General features: G+C 48.2%; 18 protein-coding genes and 1 pseudogene. 1 reads left to right on the top strand and 18 read right to left on the bottom strand.

Annotation, left to right across the window (positions count from 1 at the left end):
• From WG89_RS29340 to WG89_RS11090, 7 genes are all read right to left on the bottom strand, one after another.
• A partial coding sequence (locus WG89_RS29340) for a transposase (RefSeq protein ID WP_172806788.1) occupies positions 1 to 206 on the bottom strand: 206 nt, incomplete at its 3' end.
• Between the two features lie 224 nt (positions 207 to 430).
• Positions 431 to 1,333 (bottom strand): SPFH domain-containing protein, encoded by a 903-nt coding sequence (locus WG89_RS11115; RefSeq protein ID WP_062265680.1) that lies wholly within the window; start codon positions 1,331 to 1,333, stop codon positions 431 to 433.
• Positions 1,334 to 1,462: 129 nt separating this feature from the next.
• A complete protein-coding gene (locus WG89_RS11110) occupies positions 1,463 to 2,656 on the bottom strand; it encodes a quaternary amine ABC transporter ATP-binding protein (RefSeq protein WP_062265677.1) in 1,194 nt (397 codons plus the stop codon).
• Positions 2,649 to 3,545, bottom strand: a complete 897-nt coding sequence (locus WG89_RS11105) for an ABC transporter permease (protein WP_062265674.1) — start codon at positions 3,543 to 3,545, stop codon at positions 2,649 to 2,651. The genes WG89_RS11110 and WG89_RS11105 overlap by 8 nt, the downstream gene beginning before the upstream one ends.
• Before the next feature lie 23 nt (positions 3,546 to 3,568).
• Positions 3,569 to 4,576 carry an ABC transporter substrate-binding protein gene (locus tag WG89_RS11100; protein WP_062265671.1) on the bottom strand — a complete coding sequence of 336 codons (1,008 nt, stop codon included), beginning with the start codon at positions 4,574 to 4,576 and terminating at the stop codon, positions 3,569 to 3,571.
• Positions 4,577 to 4,822: 246 nt separating this feature from the next.
• Positions 4,823 to 5,830: an ABC transporter substrate-binding protein gene (locus tag WG89_RS11095; RefSeq protein ID WP_062265668.1), complete on the bottom strand. Its 1,008-nt coding sequence runs from the start codon at positions 5,828 to 5,830 to the stop codon at positions 4,823 to 4,825.
• 322 nt (positions 5,831 to 6,152) lie between these two features.
• Positions 6,153 to 6,632, bottom strand: a complete 480-nt coding sequence (locus WG89_RS11090) for a MarR family winged helix-turn-helix transcriptional regulator (RefSeq protein WP_062265665.1) — start codon at positions 6,630 to 6,632, stop codon at positions 6,153 to 6,155.
• A gap of 210 nt (positions 6,633 to 6,842) precedes the next feature.
• On the opposite strand from WG89_RS11090, the gene WG89_RS11085 reads away from it, so the two are divergent.
• On the top strand, positions 6,843 to 8,804 hold the full coding sequence (locus WG89_RS11085) for a BCCT family transporter (RefSeq protein ID WP_062265662.1): 1,962 nt from the start codon (positions 6,843 to 6,845) through the stop codon (positions 8,802 to 8,804).
• Between the two features lie 51 nt (positions 8,805 to 8,855).
• On the opposite strand, the gene WG89_RS32785 is transcribed toward WG89_RS11085, so the two are convergent.
• From WG89_RS32785 to WG89_RS11035, 11 genes and pseudogenes are all read right to left on the bottom strand, one after another.
• Complete coding sequence (locus WG89_RS32785) at positions 8,856 to 9,365, bottom strand: PDDEXK nuclease domain-containing protein (RefSeq protein ID WP_342669259.1); 510 nt, start codon at positions 9,363 to 9,365, stop codon at positions 8,856 to 8,858.
• Positions 9,366 to 9,458: 93 nt separating this feature from the next.
• Positions 9,459 to 9,908: pseudogene (locus tag WG89_RS32780) on the bottom strand (DUF1016 N-terminal domain-containing protein); the annotation flags it as partial.
• 147 nt (positions 9,909 to 10,055) lie between these two features.
• Positions 10,056 to 10,829, bottom strand: a complete 774-nt coding sequence (locus WG89_RS11075; protein ID WP_062265659.1) for a heme ABC transporter ATP-binding protein — start codon at positions 10,827 to 10,829, stop codon at positions 10,056 to 10,058.
• Entirely contained in the window at positions 10,829 to 11,878 is a 1,050-nt protein-coding gene (locus tag WG89_RS11070) for a FecCD family ABC transporter permease (protein WP_062265657.1), read from the bottom strand. Before WG89_RS11070 ends, WG89_RS11075 begins: the two co-directional genes overlap by 1 nt.
• A 21-nt stretch (positions 11,879 to 11,899) precedes the next feature.
• Positions 11,900 to 12,799, bottom strand: a complete 900-nt coding sequence (locus tag WG89_RS11065) for a heme/hemin ABC transporter substrate-binding protein (RefSeq protein ID WP_062265654.1) — start codon at positions 12,797 to 12,799, stop codon at positions 11,900 to 11,902.
• Positions 12,796 to 13,224, bottom strand: coding sequence for an ExbD/TolR family protein (locus WG89_RS11060; RefSeq protein WP_062265651.1), 429 nt, complete (start codon positions 13,222 to 13,224; stop codon positions 12,796 to 12,798). The genes WG89_RS11065 and WG89_RS11060 overlap by 4 nt, the downstream gene beginning before the upstream one ends.
• Complete coding sequence (locus WG89_RS11055; protein ID WP_062265647.1) at positions 13,221 to 13,907, bottom strand: MotA/TolQ/ExbB proton channel family protein; 687 nt, start codon at positions 13,905 to 13,907, stop codon at positions 13,221 to 13,223. The genes WG89_RS11060 and WG89_RS11055 overlap by 4 nt, the downstream gene beginning before the upstream one ends.
• A 67-nt stretch (positions 13,908 to 13,974) precedes the next feature.
• Complete coding sequence (locus tag WG89_RS11050) at positions 13,975 to 14,700, bottom strand: energy transducer TonB (RefSeq protein ID WP_153301536.1); 726 nt, start codon at positions 14,698 to 14,700, stop codon at positions 13,975 to 13,977.
• 662 nt (positions 14,701 to 15,362) lie between these two features.
• On the bottom strand, positions 15,363 to 16,781 hold the full coding sequence (locus WG89_RS11045; RefSeq protein WP_062265641.1) for a sodium:solute symporter family protein: 1,419 nt from the start codon (positions 16,779 to 16,781) through the stop codon (positions 15,363 to 15,365).
• 178 nt (positions 16,782 to 16,959) lie between these two features.
• On the bottom strand, positions 16,960 to 19,020 hold the full coding sequence (locus tag WG89_RS11040) for a TonB-dependent hemoglobin/transferrin/lactoferrin family receptor (protein ID WP_079253793.1): 2,061 nt from the start codon (positions 19,018 to 19,020) through the stop codon (positions 16,960 to 16,962).
• A 375-nt stretch (positions 19,021 to 19,395) separates the two neighbouring features.
• Entirely contained in the window at positions 19,396 to 21,438 is a 2,043-nt protein-coding gene (locus WG89_RS11035; protein ID WP_062265635.1) for a TonB-dependent hemoglobin/transferrin/lactoferrin family receptor, read from the bottom strand.
• Between the last annotated feature and the right edge of the window lie 72 nt (positions 21,439 to 21,510).

The raw sequence follows: 21,510 nt of genomic DNA, 5'->3' as shown, positions 1-21,510 counted from the left end.
CCTGAAAAACCAGAAAGTGTCAGGTCATCAAAAGTACGCTGACATTCTTTACAAGAATATCTCTGTCTGTCAGGCTGTGAATCGTCCTTGCCTTGGCGGGTTATGTCTGAGCTGGCACAGTGTGGGCATTTCACCCCGTCAGGCCAGCGAATCTGGCGTATCTGTTCAAAGCACTTGGCGTTGTCGAGGAGGTCATAAAGTTTCATGACACTTTTGTACAAGAAAACGTCTTCTATTCATAGTCAAATAACTCGTCCTCAACCAGCTCCCCAGAATCCATTAAGAGCCAAAATAAATATAAGATTGGATTCAGAATAATAGGTGGGATTGACGGTGAGGCATGAAAAAGGTGGCAGGTATTTTTTATACCTGCCACTGTCTCGAAAAAGCATCAGGGCTAGCCCCCAATACTCAGGTTTTTATGAGATGATCACTTACCTGATTTTCTGACTTCTTTTTCAAATATCGCTTGCTGGAGACCTACCGTACCCAAGGCTTCAACAGGAATAAATACTTTGTTATCAGAGCTGGCCATCTGGTCGAGTACTTCCAGCGCTCGATAAGCAAGGTATTTGTCGTCTACTGACTTGGCTAGAATTTCGTTGACCTCTTTGGTGGCTTCCGCTTTTTCTTTTTCGATGGCTCTTAGCATCTTGGCTTCTTCCAGCTGTCTTTCCAACTGGATTTTCTGTATTTCAAACTGGGCCTGTTCTCTGGAGATTTGTTCTCTTCTCTCAGCCGCAGCTTCTTTTGCCCGGGTGATGACTTCCGGGAACTGAACGTCAGCCAATCCGAATCGCTTGACCATTAACGGTGTGCCTTCCAGTGCTTTCGAAACACCATTAAAGAGCTCCTGACTGATTCTCTCTCGACTGGATGCCACTTCGTTGATCTGATACTCAGCTACGATCTGACGAACAACATCCCGGATGATGGGCTGAGCGTATGTCAGATAGATTTTGTTGAAGGGAATCTTGTTATTGTTGGGTGGAATTCGGTCGTAAATTTTGTCGATCATTCGGTTATCGACAGAGATCGTCATGCGAACTTCAAACTCCATATTCAACTGATCTTTTGGCATAAACAGTTTGAACCGCTCAGCCAGGCCCTGATCAGATACTTCCAGCAGTACCATTCTGTCACAGTAGGCAATGCAGGCATCGAGTCGAAATTTGGATGGGTTTACCGTATCAGGTTTATAACCGTCTTTGGTCAAAATTTTGCCAACATGGGCTGGAGGCACTTCAACTTTCTCACCAATAAGGTAGCAACCACTTAAGGAAAATGTGGCCAATATCAGAGCACTAAGCCTGATAAGCTTCTTTATAAACATACTTGTCCCTGTAACTTCTTTTTTATTTAGGCGGGTGAGGGTACTAAAAAACGACAGTGTATGAAAAGGTTTGGAAAGGCTATTGGTAGCCATGATGGCTACCAATAGGTGATTCAGGCAGGAGTACTATCAGGCAGCCTGTCTGGAAGTTTCGCCCAATACTTCGATCAGGTTGGAGCGAGAGAGTTCACCTTGCAATTCGCCTTCTTCATCGACGACAGGCAGCGGGTAATCAGTCTCCAGAGTGTCCGGGATAACACTTTCCAGAATCGCATCAGGGGATACGGCTTCCAACTCCTCAACCATGCCCTCTTTGAGAGAAGCTTCGGCATTGGTTTGAACGGCTTTTTCCAAAGTGTCTTGAAGCACTACACCCTGATAACCCTCGTCACTGACATAGTAGCCATACCTTTCAGGGATTTTCTTCATCTGCTCCAGAGCTTCACCAATGGTGCTGGCAGTAATCCGGTTTACAGGTGCCTGCATAACCGTTTCAACAGTCAGGGCTCGGGCACGGTTCACATCTTTGACGAAGGCCTCGACGTAATCCGTGGCAGGGTTCAGCAGAATCTCTTCCGGTTTACCCAGTTGTACCAGTTCGCCGTCTTTCAGGATGGCGATGCGATCGCCCAGTCGCAGGGCTTCATCCAGGTCATGGGTAATGAAAACAATGGTTTTCTTGAGTGAGGCCTGAAGCTCGATGAGTTGATCCTGCATCTCACTCCGGATCAGTGGATCCAATGCCGAGAAGGCTTCATCCATTAACAGGATTTCAGCATCAGTACACAGTGCACGAGCCAGGCCTACACGCTGCTGCTGACCTCCAGACAACTGTGAAGGGTATTGCTCTTCGTAACCATTGAGCCCAACAGTCTCCAGCCACTGGTGGGCTTTTTCCAGACGCTCTGCTTTTTTGACGCCTTGGATCTTCAGGCCGTAACTGATGTTTTCAATGACAGACCGATGGGGCAATAAACCAAAACGCTGAAAGACCATGGCCATCTTTTTACGACGAAACTGTTCCAGTTCTTTGGGTCGCAGTTTCATAACATCAATACCATCCACAATGATCTCTCCCTCGGTAGGATCAATGAGACGGTTAAAGTGTCGAATCAGTGTGGATTTACCAGAGCCGGAAAGGCCCATGATGACAAAAATCTCACCACGATCGATGGTCAGGTTAATGTCCTTCAGACCCAGGCTGTGGTTATGGTCGGTCAGCAGTTCCTGCTTGTTGACCCCCGATCGCACCTGGGTCATGGCCTTGGCCGGATTTTTGCCAAACACCTTGTAGAGATTACGGACAGAGATTAACTCAGACATGGGGACTCTCCAGGTGTTGCTGGCTGCGTTTTGCCCATGCCTGGGATACCCGGTCAAACATTATTGCCAGGGCAACAATGGCAAGACCGTTTAACAGGCCAAGGGTAAAGTACTGGTTGGTAATGGACTTCAGGACCGGTTGTCCCAGACCTTTAACACCAATCATGGAGGCGATCACCACCATGGCCAGAGCCATCATGATGGTCTGGTTAATCCCGGCCATAATGTTGGGCATGGCCAGAGGTAACTGGACACCCACAAGTCTTTGTAGAGGGCTGGCGCCGTACGCTGTTGAGGCTTCCAATACTTCTTTGTCCACCAGTCGTATGCCGAGGTTGGTCAAACGAATGACTGGTGGGATGGCATAAATGATGACAGCAATCAGGCCTGGAATCTTGCCAATACCCAGCAGCATGACAACAGGGATCAGATAGACAAAAGCGGGCATGGTCTGCATGACGTCCAGTATGGGAGTCACAATCTTCTGAACCCGATCAGAGCGGGCCATCAGAATCCCGATAGGTATGCCCAGCAATATGGCCATAAAGGTGCAGACCGTGATCATGCTCAGTGTCCGCATGGTGTCTTCCCACATGCCAAAATAACCAATGGCAAGCAGGGCAATGGCAATGGCGCCGGAGAGTTTCCAGGACCGGCTGGCTAACCAGACCAGTCCGGTAATCACGCCCAGTACCAGCCACCAGGGAGAGTTCAGCAGCAACTGTTCAAAGCCTGATAGAAAACTCAACAGAGGATCAAAAAATGCCTCTATTGAATCGCCATAAGTGCGCGAAAATTCCCGGTAGGCACCGTCCAGCGTTTTTCTGATCGAGATAAGGTCACTGCGATCCATTTCTGGAAACTCAGTCAACCAGGATTTTTCAGCCATACATTATTTTCCTTGGGTCTTTCTTATAAGCGCGACAGAGCTTTGTTGACTTTGGTGGCGGTTGCTTCTGAAACCCAGGCCTGCCAGACCTGTGGATAATCTTTCAGAAAGTGTTCCATCGCCATCTCTCCGTCCGCTTGATTGTCTTCCATCCAGGCCAGCAGTTTATTCATCTGGGCATTAGTGAAAGACCTTTGTTGTATATATTGGTAAGCCTCAGGTGCCTTGCTGGCGAACGACTCTGTAGTGACAGTATGTACAGGTAAAGGTGGGTACATGGTTACTTTAGGGTTCTCGCAATCCACCTGGGTTGTGCAGTTCTTGTATTCGTCATTGTTGACGCCACTGCCAAAATCAACCTTGACCATCTCGTACTTGCCCAGCGCCGGTGTGGGTGCCCAGTAATAACCAAACCAGGGTTCCTTGCGCTCATAAGCTCTGGCCAGAGATGCACCCAGGGCAGCGCCGGAGCCCGGATCGATCATTTCAAAGCCTTTATCTTCGAGTTTCAGGGCTCTGAACAGGTTGCTTACGGTAATCTGGCAGGTCCAGCCTGCGGGGCAGCCGTAGAAACCTGAAAGTTTAGGGTCTTCAGGGTGTTTGAACAGAGATGCATTTTTGATAACCCCCTGAATGGTAGCCAGAGAAGGATCTTTGTCGACCATGTATTTGGGTACCCAGAAGCCTTCCTCACCGCCGTCGGACAGAGATGCTCCGGCAATGCGCAGGCGCTTTTCCTCAACGCCTTTATCCAATGCCTCTCTGATAAAAATGGTCCAGAGTTCCGGGGCAATATCAGGCTCACCTTTTTCAATCATGGACGTGCTGGTGGGCATGGAATCACCAGGTACGAGTTCGGCGTCACAGCCGTAGCCATTATTCAGAATGAACTGGTCTACATGAGCGAGCAGGGTTGCTGAGTCCCAGTTCATATCAGCAATGGAAAGTTTGCCGCAGGTGTTGGCAAAGACAGCAGTGCTGGAAACTGAAAGTAGGATCGCTGCTCCCAGAGTCCTGATGGCTTTCTGCATGGTAGTGGTACCTGGATGATCTATCGTTGGAAGTCGTTGTAACGGCTGCTTCGGATGATGTGCAGTTGTGTCCGCTATGGGTATTAGCGTCAAACTCGGTATTTTGAACCTGTCGAAAGACGACACTCTTCGGCACATGCCTACAGCTTGTTTTGGCGCGACTAGGTTACATTTCTGATTCCAATAGTTCAAACCAGCTGACTGAATAGGAGCTTCTCTGCAGCCCCCATTCAGTTTGGCTCGTTCTTACAGCTCGGCCAGAGCCTTTTTGACTTTTTTGGCTTCAGCTTGTGAAACCCAGGACTCCCAAACCTGTGGGTAAGTCTTCAGGAAGTGTTCCATGGCTATTTCACCATCGGCCTGGTTGTCTTCCATCCAGGCCAGCAGACGGTTCATATCCGCATTGGTAAAGGCTCGCTTCTCAATGTACTGATACGCTTCTGGTGCTTTACTGGCGAAGGATGTAGTGGTCACAGAGTGAACTGCTGAGGGTGGGTACATGGTGACTTTTGGAGACTCGCATTCACTCTGGCTGGTGCAGCTCATGTATTCTTCTTTATTAACACCACTGCCAAAGTCTACTTTGACCATGTCGTATTTTCCGAGAATGGCTGTAGGTGCCCAGTAGTAACCAAACCATGCTTCTTCACGTTCGTAAGCTTTTGCCAGAGAGCCTGAGAGACCAGCACCTGAGCCTGGATCGATCAGTTCAAAGCCTTCGTCTTCCAGCTTCATGGCGCGGAACAGATTACTGGCTGTGATCTGGCAGTTCCAGCCAGCCGGGCAGCCATAGAAGGCACTCAGATCAGAATCTTCAGGGTGTTTAAACAGCTTTGCGTTTTTAACAATGCCTTCAATCGTCGCGAGAGAGGGATCTTTATCCACGAGGTATTTAGGTACCCAGAATCCTTCTTCTCCACCATCAGACAGGGAGGCTCCGGCCAGGCTCAGACGCTTTTCTGCAATACCTCTATCCAGAACTTCCTTTACGCCATTGCTCCAGAGTTCCGGGGCAATATCAGGCTCACCTTTTTCCACCATGGAGGTGCTGGTGGGCATGGTGTCGCCTGGAACCAGTTCAGCATCACAGCCGAAGCCATGAGTCAGGATAAACTGATCGACATGGGCCATCAGAGAGGCTGAGCTCCAGTTCATATCAGCAATGGAGACTTTTCCACAGGAAGAGGCGAAAGCAGCAGTGCTGGATAAAGAAAGTATCACTGCTGCACCCAGAGTCTTAACGGATTTTTGCATTAAGTCGCACCTGAAATTTTATTTTTATTATGAAAGTGCTGCTATTCGGGCTTAGCAAACATTCTCATGGCTGTTTGATGATGCTCACCGCACAGGCAGCGAAACATCTATATTCGCTCATATCATGCAGGATGAAATGCCGCGGAAGATTCCCGGGAAACTCTTCCTCATAAAGAGTTGGGAAGCGGCATATTACCTAGACACATCTTTTCATCGAATGAATCATGAAAAATCGCGCCTTTTGCTCATGGCATTTTTTCATATGATATTTGGCGCTTATAGATTACAGCTCTAATAATAAGAGTTCAAACTATCTATCTGGTCAGGAAGTTAGTGTACCCACATCCAGTACTGGCGCAGCATCAATGCTTTCTGCATCCATCATCGTCGCTACCCGTTGCAGGGCAGAGAGTAGTTGAGTTTTTTCCCACTCTTCCAGTGACTCAAAACGCTCAATAAATTTTTCATGGAGCAGAGGTGGTGTTGTTGCCAGAACATGGCGCCCGTCGGCCGTAAGACGAGCATTTACTATGCGTTTATCTTTAGTACTTCTGACCCTCTCAATGTATTTGCGATCCTCCAGACGGTTAAGGATGGTGGTGACCGTGGCCTGACTCAGGGAAACGTCCTGAGAGATTCTTTTGACCGTAACATCACCCAGAGTTTCAATGGCTCTGAGCACCATAACCTGGGGGATGGTCAGCCCGCATACTTTGATCATCCTTTTTGAGTGCAGGTCTGTTGCCCGGATGATTTGTCGCAGTGAAACAAGGACATCGTTCCAATAACAGGAATCGGACATAGCATTCTCTTGAGTGTTTGGGTATTTGGTGTGCTTGTTTGCCATAAATTGATCAGAAAAACAAACATGGTTTGACCACTAAACATTAGACATATAATATTTTCGCGCTAAAGTTGTCTGAAATTGTTCATTTTTTGTATAGCTCAACAGGCTGTACGAGCACCTTCCGTCAAATGCTGTACATTGACTCCCGGAGCCTTCCCCATTCCTATGCCAGATACGAAAGAGGCGAAACACAGCCTTAATCTCCCCGTGTTTATCGGTGCTGCCAGCATCATTTTACTGGTGGTCGCCGCCACAGCACTGTTTCCTGAACAGGCTGAGATTTATTCCATGGCCCTGCAAAGTGCCATCATGACCAATGCGAGCTGGTTTTATGTGGCTTCAGTTGCTGTGATTCTGATTGGCGTTGTTGTTATGGGTCTTTCACGCTATGGCGATATCAAGCTGGGGCCGGATCACTCAGAACCTGATTTCAGCTTTGGTTCCTGGTTTGCCATGCTGTTTTCTGCAGGCATGGGCATTGGTCTGATGTTCTTTGGTGTAGCCGAACCGGTTATGCATTTCCTTTCACCTCCAGTTGGGGATCCGGCTTCTGTGGAGTCAGCCAGAGAAGCTATGCGGATCMCCTTCTTCCACTGGGGGTTTCATGCCTGGGCTATCTATGCCATCGTGGCTCTGWTTCTGGCCTTTTTCGGCTACCGCCATAATCTGCCTCTGACTTTACGCTCTGCCTTATACCCTGTGGTGGGTGATCGTATTCATGGTGTCATTGGTCATGTCATTGATATCTTTGCGATTCTCGGAACCACTTTCGGTGTAGCAACAGCACTGGGTTATGGCGTTTTACAGGTTAATTCCGGTCTGAACTATCTGTTCGATATTGAAGTCAGTACTAATGTTCAGGTTGTTCTGATCGTTGTCATTACAGCGCTTGCGACACTGTCCGTAGCGTCCGGACTGGATAAGGGTATTCGTCGTTTATCCGAGATCAATTTGCTGCTGGCACTGCTCTTAATGGTTCTGGTCATTGTGCTTGGCCCTACCATTTTGCTGCTGCAATTGCTGGTGCAAAACATTGGCGGTTATCTGTCTGACATTGTTGATAAAACCTTCAATCTCTATGCCTATCAGCCCACCGACTGGCTGGGTGGATGGACGCTCTTCTATTGGGCCTGGTGGCTGTCCTGGTCGCCTTTCGTCGGTATGTTTATTGCCCGTATTTCCCGTGGCAGAACGATTAGAGAGTTTATCTGTGGTGTGCTGTTTGTACCAGCGGGTCTGACTTTTATATGGATGACGGTGTTTGGCAACACTTCTATCGACCTGATTATGAATCATGGTGCAACAGCATTGGCTGACATTGTTCAGGAAGATGTTTCACTGGCACTGTTTAAATTCCTGGAATACTTCCCGGCTACAGACTTTCTGTCAGGTATAGCCATCATCATGGTGGTGGTCTTCTTTGTCACATCTTCCGATTCCAGCGCCATGGTCATTGATATGCTGGCTTCAACGGGCAGCGGCAAAACACCTGTTTGGCAGCGTGTCTTCTGGTCTTCCCTGATTGGTCTGGTGGCTCTGGTGTTGATGCTGGCTGGAGGGCTCAAAGCTTTGCAGACGGCGACCATTGCGACCGCTCTGCCATTCTCAATAGTGCTACTTGTTTCTGGTTATGGATTGTTGAAAGCTCTGGCTCTGGATGCTGCTAAGAAAGAAAGTCTGACTCAAACCACTTTAGCCCCCAGTGGCGGACACACTTCTATTCCATGGCAGGATCGTCTTCAGAACATCACTCATTTCCCGGAGCGTAAAAGTGTCCGTGTATTTATGAGAAGTGTTGTCTTGCCAGCTTTGAAAGCTTTATCCAGAGAGTTGGAAGAGCAGGGTGTGGACACCGAAATAGCTTTTGACAGAACCAAGTTCGTTGCATCGCTGACCGCATTTCATGGTGAGGAGCAGGACTTTATCTACAAGGTCATTCCTCGCTCGTACACCCAGCCAAGCTTTGTCATTGATGACGAAGAGGACAGTAAGTATTACCGGGCAGAAGTCTTCTTGAGGGAAGGTGGTCAGGATTATGACGTGATGGGCTGGTCGAAAGAGCAAGTGATCGGCGACATTATTGATCAGTACGAGAAGCATATGCACTTCTTGCACATGGTTCGCTGATTATTGTTGGCTTATCAAGCCTTGTCGTGTGCTTCAGTAATATTGCTGGGCTCACGGCAAGGGCTTGTTTTCAATTTGCTTTCGGGCGTTATGAATGGCCTGTCGGAAGCGAGCTTCCAGTACTTCTTTAGGGGGTAGATGTGTGAGGTAGTCCGCTATATGGATGCCACTTTTATTCAGCTCCAGAAGTTCAACCTCCTGCTCGTTTTTACCGGAACATAAAATAATACCCAGAGGTGGATTTTCATCAGGCTCCTGTTCGTATTTTGCAAGCCAGCGTAAATACAGCTCCATCTGTCCTTTGTATTCGGCTTTAAAATTTCCTGCTTTTAATTCAAGAGCTACAAGTCTCTTTAACTTGCGGTTGTAGAATAAAAGATCAATATAAAAGTCATCTGGACCGATTTGAATTCGGTGTTGGCGGCCAACAAAGGTAAAGCCAGCTCCCAGCTCAAGAAGAAATTGTTGTATATCACGGAGAATTGCGTCCTCCATGTCTCGTTCAAGATAAGTATCGCTTAGTTCCAGAAAATCAAGCACATAAGGGTCTTTCAAAACCATATCTTCATTGAAATGGCCTTCTGAGCGTAAAATCTCGAGTTCTTTAATAATGGTCGCCTCAGGCTTTTTGGATATGGCAGTCCTTTCAAAAAGTAGCTTGTCAATACGGTCACTGAGGGTGCGGACAGACCATCGCTCCTGAAGTGCCATGGTGGTGTAGAAACTACGCTTCAATTCATCTTCTATAGATGTGAGGGTGCTAAAGTGGCTCCAGCTCAATTGTGCAGACAGTGTCTGCACAATTTTCTGGTCTGGAAACAGCTCGGAAAATCGGACCATTTGAAACAAGTTTCGCTTTGACTACCCTCTGCCAAAAAATGCAGTTAACTCTTTGGAAAGCCCTGCTATGACTTGCTTACCATACTCCGCACGTTCTCCTTTTAATACTTCAGTATTAATACGTCGTCCCACCTGCCAGTAGAGTAGGGTTAACTCAGCATTTACTGACACCGCAGCACGTTGTTTGGATGCCTGAATCAGGCTCTTAACTTCTCCAAAGAGCGTTTTAGATTCAGTAGAAGCTCTGCGCGTGGCTTGGCTCATTAGCTGGCAATCTCCTGTGTTGGGGGGAATCCCCAGATAGGTCAGTGAATCTGCCAAGAAGTTTCTATAGTGAGCCGTTTATCATAAGACAATTTTTCATCCCCTGACTTAGAGGGGATGAAAAAAGTTAAATAAAATTAGAAAGGATCAATTATTGATGACTAGAGGACAAGCATGAGCAGGATGCTCTGAGATCGTTACATCTACATTGAATACTGATTTTATGGTTTCTGCTGTCAGCACTTCATAAGGTGTTCCCTGGGCAGCAATCCCACCTTCTTTAAGAATCACCAGCCGGTCAGAGTAGCGAGCTGAAAGGTTCAGGTCGTGAAGAATAACCAGTACCCCAACACCTTTTTCAGCTTGTTTGCGAGCCATTTTCAGGGTCAGCTGTTGATGCGCAGGATCAAGTGCAGAAGTCGGTTCATCCAGCAGCAGGTAACGCTTGCCAAATTCGGGTTCATCCCAGATCTGCGCCAGAACTCGCGCCATATGTACCCTCTGTCGTTCACCACCTGACAGAGTGGTGTACTGATGATCCTTTAGGTGCAGGCCATCCACTTCACTCAATGCGGCTTCAACAACGGCCAGGTTTTCAGTTCTGTCGGATGAGCAGGGAATACGTCCAAGTATGACCACTTCTTCTGTGGTGAATGGAAAACTAAGTGATGAGGATTGCGGTAACACACCGAGCATCAGAGCCTGCTGTTGCAGGTCCCAGTCACTTTTGTTGTTCATTATGACTTTGCCCGACGTGGGCTTGAGCTCACCACTGATCACTTTCATCAGGGTACTTTTACCTGCGCCGTTGGGACCCAGAACCGTGACTACTTCACCGGGAGCTACTGAAATACTGACATCATCCAGCAGTATTTTTTCACCGATCTGCACTGTGGCATTCTGAACATTGAGACTACTCATCAAGCAATCCTCTTGCGTTGCTGCCAGAGCAGAGACATAAAGAATGGAGCCCCCATCAGGGCGGTCACGATACCGATAGGCAATTCAGCTGGAGCTACAGCGGTTCTGGCAATCATGTCGGCTGCCAGCAGTAAAATACCACCCAGCATGGCAGAAGCCGGTAACAGGGTTCTGTGATCAGGTCCGACCATCAGACGAATCAGGTGAGGAACGACCAGTCCGACAAAACCGATAATACCGGCAACGGATACGGACACACCGACAGCCATAGCAGTGACAAGAATAAGCTTCAGCTTGGTTCTCTGTACATCAATACCCAGATGGCGAGCTTCAGACTCACCCAGCAGCATCGCATTGAGAACCTGTCCGTAGCGACAAAGCATGAAGATCACTGGACCCAGCAGGGTGAAACACAGCAATACTGAATTCCAGTTGGCTCCACCAATACTACCCATTTGCCAGAATGTCAGGTTTCTCAAGGTCGCATCATCAGCAACATAATTGAGAATGCCCATACCCGCTCCGGCAAGAGCAGAAATGGCTACACCAGCCAGCAGCATGGTGGCTACTGAAGTGCCATTGTTGGTGGTGCCCATTTTATAAACGATCCATGTCGTTAACACACCGCCAGCGAAAGCCAGCAATGAGACGCTGTAATCCAGCATCAGTGTGTTGGATACACCTGAAAACAAAACGCCACCCAGAACAATGGCGATACCCGCACCCAGGGCTGCACCACTGGAAACGCCAATAATGCTGGGGTCAGCCAGAGGGTTGCGGAAAAGTCCCTGCATTGAGGCACCAGCAACAGCCAGAGAGCTACCAATCATGACACCCATGAGTGTTCTTGGCAGGCGGATAGACTCCACAATCAAACGGGTTTGATCGGACACAGCACTGGCAGTAATGCCCAGTCGATCAAGAAAGATAGAAACAATATCCAGAGGTGAAATTGAAACAGGTCCAGTACCAATGGACAGCACAATTACTGCTGGCAGGGCCACTGCCAGCACAATCAGTAACAGCGCCGATTTTCGACTACGGTTCATTGTTGTTCTCAGTGGCGGTGATCAGGATTCCGGATAAAAGGCCTTGGCCAGGCCCAGAGCTGTCTCACCGGTTCTGGGACCGAGTCCACCCAATAGCAGGCGACCATCGACCATCATGATGCGACCATTCTTGCCTGCTGGAGTCTGCTTCAGAACCGGCTGGCTGTCCAGCAACTGTTCCTGGGTCAGACCACGACCACGGTCAGAATAAATAATGATATCCGGAGCCATAACCAACAGGGACTCATTAGACAGGGGCTTGTAGCTGTTGAACTGTTCTTCAGCAGGGTTGTAACCACCGGCCAGCTTGATCAGGGCGTTGGCTTCTGTACCAGAACCAGACACGGATGGCGTTCTACCTTCCATGGCCAGCAAAAACAGCACTTTAGGTTTGTCCTTGCCTTCGGCCAGCTTTTCAGCGGCTTTCAGATCGTTGTCGATGGACTGCCAAAGTTCTTTGCCTTCCTGCTCTTTACCCAGCAGAGTCGCCATGGAGCTTATGCGCTCATGGATATTCTCGGCAGAGTTGTCGGTGTTATAGGACTCAACTTCAAGACCCGCCATTTCCAGCTGGGTAATGGTTGATTTTGGTCCCATGTCGTCTGTTCCAATCAGCATATCCGGCTTAAGGGCCAGAATGCCTTCTGCAGAAAGCTGTTTGTGATAACCGAGCTTAGGCAGTTTGTTAACCTGTGCAGGGTAGTTACTGGTCAGATCCACTGCAATGACCTGATCGCCCGCACCCAGTGCATAAATGATCTCGGTAATGCCGTTTCCGGCAGAAATAATGCGTTTTTCTTCAGAAGCGCTGGCTTCCTGAGGAGCATTGATCACAGTTGCCATCGTAGAGAAGGAGAGAGAGAGCGGCAGCAAGGCTGCAGCCAGAGGGGCAAGAAGTTTTTTTCCAAGAGCTTTGTTCATGGGGTCTTCTCCTCCATAAGGACTTGTGCGGCAGTGATTTCGTGCTCACTTAAAAACATCATCAGCTCAACCAGATTGCCCAGAGGGGCTTCCTGATCACCTGCAACCAGAACAGTGGTATCAGGTGCTTCCTTGACTTGCGCAAGCAGGTCTTTGCTGAACACTTCAAAGTTGTCGTATTTTTTATCTTCCAGTGCCCAGGGTTGTCCGTCAGCTAAAATGCTGACCGTCATGGTTTTCGGTTCCTGGGTCAGAGCCGCTTCTTCACGGCTTGCTTCAGGCAGGTTGACCGGTAGGCTCAAGGTTTGCACATTGGCTGTGAACAGTAGGAAAACCATGACAATGAAAACAACATCCAGCAGGGGGGTCAGGTCCGCTGCCGTGAAAGAAGCATTGGTTTCGTCGCTGTTGGAAATACGGATCATGCTGGCACTGCCTCAGGACAGATTCCAGTCTCCTGAGTGATAGCAATGCCATCGTCGTTCATTTTCAAGCCTTCCAGCAAGAGGTTTGCATGATTCAGGGCAAACTCCAGCTTGGAGACGTAATGATTAGCCCAGATACCGAAGCCATGGGCAGCAGCCAGGGAGGGAATAGCCACCATCAGACCGAAAGCTGTGGTGAACATGGCTTCCCAGAGGCCACCGGCGAGAACGTCTGGAGTGACTGGACCCTGAACTTCGGAAATACCCTGGAACATGCCAATCAGACCCAGAACTGTTCCCAGCAGACCCAGCATTGGAGCCAGGATACCGATCAGCATTAGAGGCTTGAGCCAGGCTTGAAGGGAGTTTTTCTGTTTCAGTAACCAGAGGCCAGCCACTTCCTCTCGCATTTCTTTTTCACAATCATTGTGGCTCAGCAGAATGGCGACACCTTTGCGAACACCTTTACCCGCAACGAGGTTTTTGCAAAGCTTGTTCTGGCTGTTGTTGCAGTTAGAGCAGCCACGGACTTCATTGAGCAGGTTCTGCATGCTTTTTTTATTGAGGCTGGGCAGCAGTGCAAAAGTGATCAGTCTTTCCAGGATCAGGGCCAGACTGATGCAGGAGATGATGGCCAGGGGCCAGCCCATGAGTCCCAAGGAAGATATCTGTTCCAGTAACATCAATTAATACCTGCTAATAATCTTGAAAATCTTCTATTGCTCATGGCAGTTTGATCGCCAGAAGCCCTTAATTCAGTTGGAATGCCACGGGAATATGGACCCGGGAGGCTACCAGTTGGTTGTTTCTCTTCTGGGGTTCAAACTCCCAGTCTTCTACGGAAGCAATGGCTGATTTGTCCAGAATCGCGAAGCCTGAGGATTCCAGTACTTTTATGTTTATGGCATGACCTTCGGTGTCTACAACTACTTCAAGCATCACGACCCCTTGCTGATTTCTGCGTTGGGCGATACGTGGGTATCTTGGTGGAGCAGACTTTCGAATGGCTGGCTGAGAAACAAAAACAGGCTCATTACTGACACCTTCGACTTCTGTTTCTTGCGTTGCTGTTTGAGCGACCTGGTTCTCTGCTGGTGGTTCTTGCTGAGGTTCGATCTCTTTTTTAGGTTGTTCGGGCTCGGGTTCTTTTTGAACGATTTTTTCAGGCTTTGGCTCAGGCTCTTTTTTGACTTCTGGCTTGGGCTCTGGCTCAGCGATTTTAACGACGTCTTTCTTGGGCTCTGGCTTTTTGACCGGCTCTGGTTTCTTCTCCACTGGCTTGGGGGTTTCCTTGACAGGTTCTGGTTCCGGTTGAGGAGCAGCCTGCTGAACCGAGGAGAAGGACATACTGATAGGCGCCTTGATACTGCCCATTGCCAGCTTTTGCTGCTGACTTTCTTCTTGTGCATTGAACATCGCCACTGCGACGTGGGCGGCAACGGAGATGATCAATGTGAAGAGCAGCGTTCGAGACATATCAATGCCTATAGCCGAAGAAAACATTGTGTATTGCCCATAATATAAAGTTCATTCTGAATAATGTTTTCTATAAAAAGTACTTGTTCATTAGCTGGTGAAGAGTACTGCAACTTTAAGACGTATTCAATAAACTAAATGATAATAATTCGCATTTATTTGACGTCGGACAAAAAAGCCAACCCACTGATAAAATTGAAATTTCATAGGTGAAATGTGAGTTTAAGCTCATTCACTTTTCACTATTGTTGTTCTCGAAAGGACTTCAGGCGGGTCTGAAAGCAAAGCTTACATGCCTTGATAAGTCTCAGTCGGGAACTTCTTACTCTATTAACTAACGCTATTATTCATCACATGCTGAGGGCTGGGGTATCAGGGCTTCATCACTCTGGATAGCCAAAATCCGAAGTGTTATAGATGACTGTCAGGCTGAACATTGCTATCAGTGTGGCTTGTATCCAGGCTGGCTGGGTTTTCACCGTTTGAATAAGCGCTCTGCCTTTTTACTTGAAGCCTTCCCCCCTGGGACTGTATCCATACGCCTGGTGCAGCTAAGCGTTAATTCCATACCGTTCGCATTGAGCCTGCGGAAGTGCATTGCCAGCATTCTTCGACAAACTCAGGATGAACGGAGTCTTTATGACCCTTAGTGCTTGGCTGCATTAGCGCTTTACCGGGTTTGGATGGCTTTTTGCGAAGTCTTTTTTCTGGCTGTTCAGCATCAGTAGAAGACTGCATAGTGTGGAGATCGCTACCAGTGGCACAACGGGACCAATGCCTGTGTCCAGGATAGAGTAACCCACAAAGCCGTTAGCCAGAGCATGCATAAAGAAAGCCAGCCAGAGAATGACAATGATGGCAAGACTGACATTGAACAGAATCTTATTAACGGACGATTGACGTATACAAACCATCAGTAATGGCGTCATGGCTGCAAACCCCGTTAGAGACCAGCTCCCCAACTGGAAAATACCGCCATCCGTGCAAATAGCCAGGGCATAGCAAAGCAAAATCATGATAGCCAAAGGCATTTTGTCGACGTTTTTACGGCTGGTCTGGAAGATGACACTGGCGCTCAGTAACTGCGAGTCCAGTGATGACATGATGGCTGCAAGAACGCTGACAGCAATAGCTCCAGCCACAAATTCATTATTCAGGCTGCCAATCAAAGCAATAATTACAGGATCATCGGGCTTTTGAGCAAATTCCAGATTGGAAAGCATTCCAATAAAAGTGCTGCTCAACCACAAAATAATGATACAGGCAGGGTACAGCCGTATGCTTCTCTTGAATCGGTCAGGGCTTTTCGCGGCGCACCAGTGACTGAAAATATGCGGAAAAGCTCCCACAGAAAGGGCCAGAAGAATGAGAGAGAGTGTATTGCCGGGGTTATCCAGATAATAGGATAAGCTGAAGAAGTCTGTTTTTTGTGTTTTCAGGAGTTGCAGACCGTTAGAGAACCCACCCCATTTTGAAAACAGGTAGATCGCAATATAAGCGGCACCTGTCATAAATATGACGGCCTGGATAGAGTTAATTCGAGAAGTCGCCGTCATGCCGCCAAAAAAAACGTAACCGAACACCATCAATGCAATAATCCCGGTACTCAGGTATTCGGGTATGGCCAGCTGATAGGAGGAAAAGATCAGGGAAAGAACGTCGCCCCCGCCTTTCAAGCCAATAATGATGTAAGGAATTAAAAACAGGATGGAGATGGAGGAAACCATGGCCCCACTGGATTTGGAGCCTGTTTTCAAATGAACCAGGTCTCCCTGGGTCAGGAATCCATGTTTTTTGGATTGCTCGCAGACCTTGCGCCCCATGGTGCTGAACAGGAAAGGGACAATTAATGCAGTCGACAGTCCCATGGAGATAAACACCATGAACCCTGAATCAAAGGCCTGATCTGGCACACCAATCAGACTGATGGATGTCATGTTGGTAGCGAATAACGTAAGCAGTAGAACCCAGGAGCCTGTCTTTCTCCCGCCACTGAAAAACTCTTCTTTACTGGCACCTTTTATTGCGCCATAAGCCACCACTGACAGCATGGCCAGATAGAGTGCCAGAACAATTAACATGGTAAACGACTTTGTACTTCTTAATCGGTGGGCGGATTATCAGGCAATGGTAAACTTTAAGGAAGACTGAAATTAAGATATCTGACAGATTTATTAAATTGAGGGATATGTGGGAAAGAACAGTGCCGGGCAGATACCCGGCACTGAAGATTCGTACTATTTATTGGCTCAAAGCTGCTTAGAACATATAGCGAACATTAAGCTTCACGTTGCGACCTGGCTCGTGGAGTTGTTCCCAAGCTGAGACGTAATATTCATCTGTCAGGTTGTTTAAGGTCAGATCGGTCTTGATGCCTTTCAATGCGCCAGTGGCTGGTTCGTAGCTTACGTAAAGGTCAACCAGGTCGTAGCTGCCGTAGGCATCAACATTACCGTAGTCATAGTCAGTACGGATCTTTTCCTGAGCACGGACGTGGGTGTAGCGGGAGCCAATTTTCAGGTCACCCTGCAGCATCATGTAGGAAACATCAGCCACCACTTTGTCGGCTGGAATGTTGTCCAGATATTCGCCGGTCTTTTTGTCTTCGCCACGGGTCTGGCCGTAAGACAGGCCGAACTGTACGTCTTGATAACGATAGTTACCGGCAATTTCAAAACCTTTCAGGCGGGCTTCGTCGACGTTTTTCCAGGTTGTTTTTGTAGGTATACCGCTGATTGGGTGCGGGTCATAAACAATCTGGTTAATGAAGTTATCCACATCATTCTGGAAGACGTTAGCTGTAACCGTCAGTTCGTCATCGCCAAAAATGTCAGAGAAATTCATGCGAGCTGAAATTTCCTTGTTTTTGGCTTCTTCCGGCTTCAGGTCGGGATTGGGAACAAATGAATTGATGAAAGGCCCTACAGCAAAGTGTGTTCCTGTAGTGAACATCTCTTCCATGTTCGGAGCGCGGAAGGCTTCATTGTAGCCTGCAGTCAGGGTCAGCCAGTCTGTGGTATCCCAGATCAGGGCAACAGAAGGAGATACAGCGCTGTCTTTCTGATTCTTTTTCTCAATCTCAGAGTCAGAACGGTTGTCGTTGGCTTCAAAGTGGTCGTAGCGAACACCTGTCTGCAGAGTCCAGGCTTCGGCTAAAGGTACGTCTGCCTGAACAAATGCACCCATGGTTGTGGATTCACCATCCAGGGCTTCTGGGCGGTTGCCTTCGTTACCTGTGTCATCGCGCTGGGTTTCGATGGTGTTTCTGTACGCATCCAGACCATAGGTCAAATCAAGATGGGTCAGCTTTGAAACGTTGGTAAAGGCTGCACCCAGTGTCTTGTAGTGGGTATTATCTGTTTGCTTGTCTTCAATGCGATACTCGTCGAATTCGGTATCGTTGTAGAACAGCTGAAACTTACTGTCGATCAGATTGCTGTCAGGATTAAACAGATACGCAGCGGAAAGGTTGGTGTTAGTAGACTCCTGAATAATCAGGGGTACGTCAGTATCAACCTGTTCAGCCGGGTTGCTGGGAACCTTGGCATTGGTTTGAGCGTGCTGGGCCTTGAACTCAAGACGACTGTCGTCATTCAGCTGCCAGCCGAGTTTTGCCATACCACCTTGTTCACGAGAGCCAGAGTTCTCTACTTCGTCACCGTTGCCTTTGCCGCTGGTGCCAGTTTCATAGTTACCTGCATCGTTGTAATAGCCGTTCAGCAACCAGTCAAAGTTGTCGGTAACCCCATAGATGGAACCATTGGTCAGGGACTTATTGTTGTTGCTGTGGAAGCCTTGAGAAACATAGCCACCCAGGGTTTTACCCGGTTCCAGCATTTCTTCTGCTGTTTTGGTGTTTTGTACCACTACACCACCAATGGCACCTGAGCCCCAGAGATTACTGGATGGGCCTTTGACGACTTCAATGGATTTCAACAATTCAGGATCGGTGAAGTAAGTGCCACGGTGACCGTTGGCAAAGTTCTGACGGGCACCATCAGTAATCTGAAGCACTCGGGTGCCTTCCAGACCACGAATATTGATGCTCTGAGAGTTAGAGCGAGGACCACCACTGACGGAAACGTTAGGAAGAGACTTAACGGCTTGAGCTACAGACTCAGGTTGATCCCGCTGGATCTGATACTGGTCAACCACCTCAATGGTCTGGGCAACGTCATTGATGTCTTTTTCAGAGCGGGTGGCAGTGACTGTCACCTGATTGAGAAGGGTTGCGTCGGTTTGTGGTGCGCTTTCTGCATATGCAAAACCGGAAGACACCGCCATTACAGCAATTGCCAGTCTACTTCTGGTAAACGTCATTGTGAGCCTATGTGTACAGCTTAATAGATCTGATTTGATTTAGTTCAGTTACCAGAAGCGCCTAATCAATTCCCCGAAGCGCTTATGTTAACCGGATCGATAGTACGAAAAAGAAATTACTAATGCAAATCATTATCATTTGTATTATTTGATTTATGACAAATAAGAAGTAAGTGTCGTGTAAGAGGTCTATGGACAGACTTTCACTTTGAAGGAAAACCTAAGCCGGATGTTCCGGCTTAGACTTAGGATTTGTCTCGAACAACTTCCCGATTACACACAAATGCCGTTCACCCTGAACTTGTCGAAGGGGGAGTATTGGTCTTGGACAGGCTCAGCCCGAACGGGTTTTGAGAGTGTTTCAGACAAGTCCTCTTAGAAGGTGTAGCGAACATTGAGCTTAATGTTGCGACCTGGCTCATAGAGTTGTTCCCAAGCAACTCGATAGTACTCATTGGTCAGGTTGTTCACGGTCAGATCTGTCTTGATACCTTTTAATGATCCAGTGGCAGGCTCATAGCTCAGGTACAGATCAATCAGGTCATAGCTGCCCGAGAGTTCCGGACCTGAATAGCTGTCACTGACTTTGTCCTGAGCTTTCACGTGGGTATAGCGGGAACCTACTTTGATATCCCCCTGAAATGCCAGATAGGCAATCTCGGCGACCACTTTATCGGCAGGAACGTTCTCCAGATAGTCTCCAGACTTCTTGTCTTTACCGCGGGTCTGGCCGTAGGAGAGTCCCAGCTCTACGTTCTCATAACGGTAGTTGCCAACAAGCTCAAAACCTTTCAGACGAGCTTCATCAACATTGTTCCAGGTTGTAGTTGTCATACCGACGGTCTGGTTGATGAAGTTATCAATATCGTTCTGGAAGATATTGGCCGTCACAGCTAACTCATCATTACCCAGCAAGTTGGAAAAATTCATCCGGGCTGAAATTTCCTTGTTTTTTGCTTCTTCGGGTTTCAGGTCCGGGTTGGGCACAAAGACATTGCTGAAACTGAAGCGAGGAGTAGCCACATGGAAGTGTGTGCCTGTGGAAAACATCTCTTCCATACCGGGCGCGCGGAAAGCTTCGTTATAGCTGGCAGTCAGGGTCAGCCAGTCAGTGGTTTCCCAGATAAGGGCTACTGAAGGTGATGCAGCACTGTCACTCTGTTTTTTATCGGTAACGGCAGAGTCAGATCGATTATCCTCAGACTCAAAACGGTCATAACGCAGTCCGGTTTGCAGAGTCCAGGTATTAGCCAATGGGATATCAGCCTGCACATAAGCGCCCAGAGTCGTAGACTCACCGTCCAGACCTTCGGGTCGGTTACCCACATTACCGGTGTCATCCCGCTTGGTTTCTATGGTGTTTCTATAAACATCCAGACCGTAGGTCAGATCCAGGCTATTCAGCTCAGACGTGTTGATCAGTGCAGCACCGAGGGTCTTGTATTCAGTATCATCCCTTTGGTTCTTCTCAACACGATACTCATCAAACTGAGTATCGTTATAGAAGAGTTGAAACTTGCTGTTGATCAGAGCGTTTTCTGGATTGAACAGATAAGCAGCAGTCAGGTTAGTGGTTGTGGATTCCTGAGTGATCAGGGGGGAGCTGCTGCCAACTCCTGTAGCAGGATTGCTGGGCACGCTGGCATCCGTTTCGGAGTACTGACTCTTGAACTCAAGACGACTGTCGTCATTCAGCTGCCATCCCAGTTTGGCCATGGCGCCCTGGTCACGGGTGCCTGAATGCTCAATGGCATCCCCCTTGCCTTCATCACTGTTACCGGTTTTGTAGTTATTGCTGTCGTTGTAGTAACCGTTGAGCAGCCAGTCAAAATTATCTGTGATGCCGTAAACAGAGCCACTGGTCAGGGCGTTGTGATTGTTGCTGTGATAGCCCACGGAAACATTGCCGCCGAAGGTTTCACCCGGTTCCAGCAGGTCTTCTGCTGTTTTGGTGTTCTGAACTACAACACCACCGATAGCTCCTGAACCCCAAAGGGTACTGGCGGGTCCTTTGACCACTTCAATGGATTTGAGCATTTCAGGGTCCATGAAGTAGGTACCGCGGTGGCCGTTACTGAAATTCTGGCGTGCACCATCAACAATCTGCAGCACTCGTGTGCCGCTCAGACCACGAATATTAATACTCTGGGAATTAGCACGAGGACCACCGCTGGCAGTAACGTTTGGCAGAGATTTTACCGCTTCGACAACGGACTCAGGTTGTTCCTGCTGAATTTGATACTGGTCAACTACTTCAATGGTTTGAGCAATATCGTTAATGTCTTTTTCAGACCGGGCAGCAGTCACAGTGACCTGGTTGAGAAGAGTTGCGTCGGTTTGAGGTTGGTTCTCTGCGTATACGAACCCTGAGGATACCGCCATTACCGCAATGGCCAGTCTGCTTCTGGTAAACGTCATTGTTATCCTGCGTGCGTTTTATTGGTGTTATTAGTTGCCTGGGACATTGTCTCCATGAATCTGGACCACATG

Origin of the sequence: Endozoicomonas arenosclerae, from assembly GCF_001562015.1 — a bacterium.
Taxonomy (GTDB): Bacteria; Pseudomonadota; Gammaproteobacteria; order Pseudomonadales; family Endozoicomonadaceae; genus Endozoicomonas_A; species Endozoicomonas_A arenosclerae.
The sequence above is the reverse complement of the archived record's forward strand: the minus strand, read 5'-3'. Positions and strand labels throughout refer to the sequence as shown.

What these genes read in the sequence shown, in the direction of transcription:
- WG89_RS11060 (WP_062265651.1), bottom strand. Translation starts at nt 13,224, where the DNA reads ATGATCCGTATTTCCAACAGCGACGAAACCAATGCTTCTTTCACGGCA.
- WG89_RS11105 (WP_062265674.1), bottom strand. Translation starts at nt 3,545, where the DNA reads ATGGCTGAAAAATCCTGGTTGACTGAGTTTCCAGAAATGGATCGCAGT.
- WG89_RS11095 (WP_062265668.1), bottom strand. Translation starts at nt 5,830, where the DNA reads ATGCAAAAATCCGTTAAGACTCTGGGTGCAGCAGTGATACTTTCTTTA.
- WG89_RS11055 (WP_062265647.1), bottom strand. Translation starts at nt 13,907, where the DNA reads ATGTTACTGGAACAGATATCTTCCTTGGGACTCATGGGCTGGCCCCTG.
- WG89_RS11100 (WP_062265671.1), bottom strand. Translation starts at nt 4,576, where the DNA reads ATGCAGAAAGCCATCAGGACTCTGGGAGCAGCGATCCTACTTTCAGTT.
- WG89_RS11070 (WP_062265657.1), bottom strand. Translation starts at nt 11,878, where the DNA reads ATGAACCGTAGTCGAAAATCGGCGCTGTTACTGATTGTGCTGGCAGTG.
- WG89_RS11115 (WP_062265680.1), bottom strand. Translation starts at nt 1,333, where the DNA reads ATGTTTATAAAGAAGCTTATCAGGCTTAGTGCTCTGATATTGGCCACA.
- WG89_RS11110 (WP_062265677.1), bottom strand. Translation starts at nt 2,656, where the DNA reads ATGTCTGAGTTAATCTCTGTCCGTAATCTCTACAAGGTGTTTGGCAAA.
- WG89_RS11065 (WP_062265654.1), bottom strand. Translation starts at nt 12,799, where the DNA reads ATGAACAAAGCTCTTGGAAAAAAACTTCTTGCCCCTCTGGCTGCAGCC.
- WG89_RS11090 (WP_062265665.1), bottom strand. Translation starts at nt 6,632, where the DNA reads ATGTCCGATTCCTGTTATTGGAACGATGTCCTTGTTTCACTGCGACAA.
- WG89_RS11035 (WP_062265635.1), bottom strand. Translation starts at nt 21,438, where the DNA reads ATGACGTTTACCAGAAGCAGACTGGCCATTGCGGTAATGGCGGTATCC.
- WG89_RS32785 (WP_342669259.1), bottom strand. Translation starts at nt 9,365, where the DNA reads ATGGTTTTGAAAGACCCTTATGTGCTTGATTTTCTGGAACTAAGCGAT.
- WG89_RS11075 (WP_062265659.1), bottom strand. Translation starts at nt 10,829, where the DNA reads ATGAGTAGTCTCAATGTTCAGAATGCCACAGTGCAGATCGGTGAAAAA.
- WG89_RS11045 (WP_062265641.1), bottom strand. Translation starts at nt 16,781, where the DNA reads ATGTTAATTGTTCTGGCACTCTATCTGGCCATGCTGTCAGTGGTGGCT.
- WG89_RS11040 (WP_079253793.1), bottom strand. Translation starts at nt 19,020, where the DNA reads ATGACGTTTACCAGAAGTAGACTGGCAATTGCTGTAATGGCGGTGTCT.
- WG89_RS11050 (WP_153301536.1), bottom strand. Translation starts at nt 14,700, where the DNA reads ATGTCTCGAACGCTGCTCTTCACATTGATCATCTCCGTTGCCGCCCAC.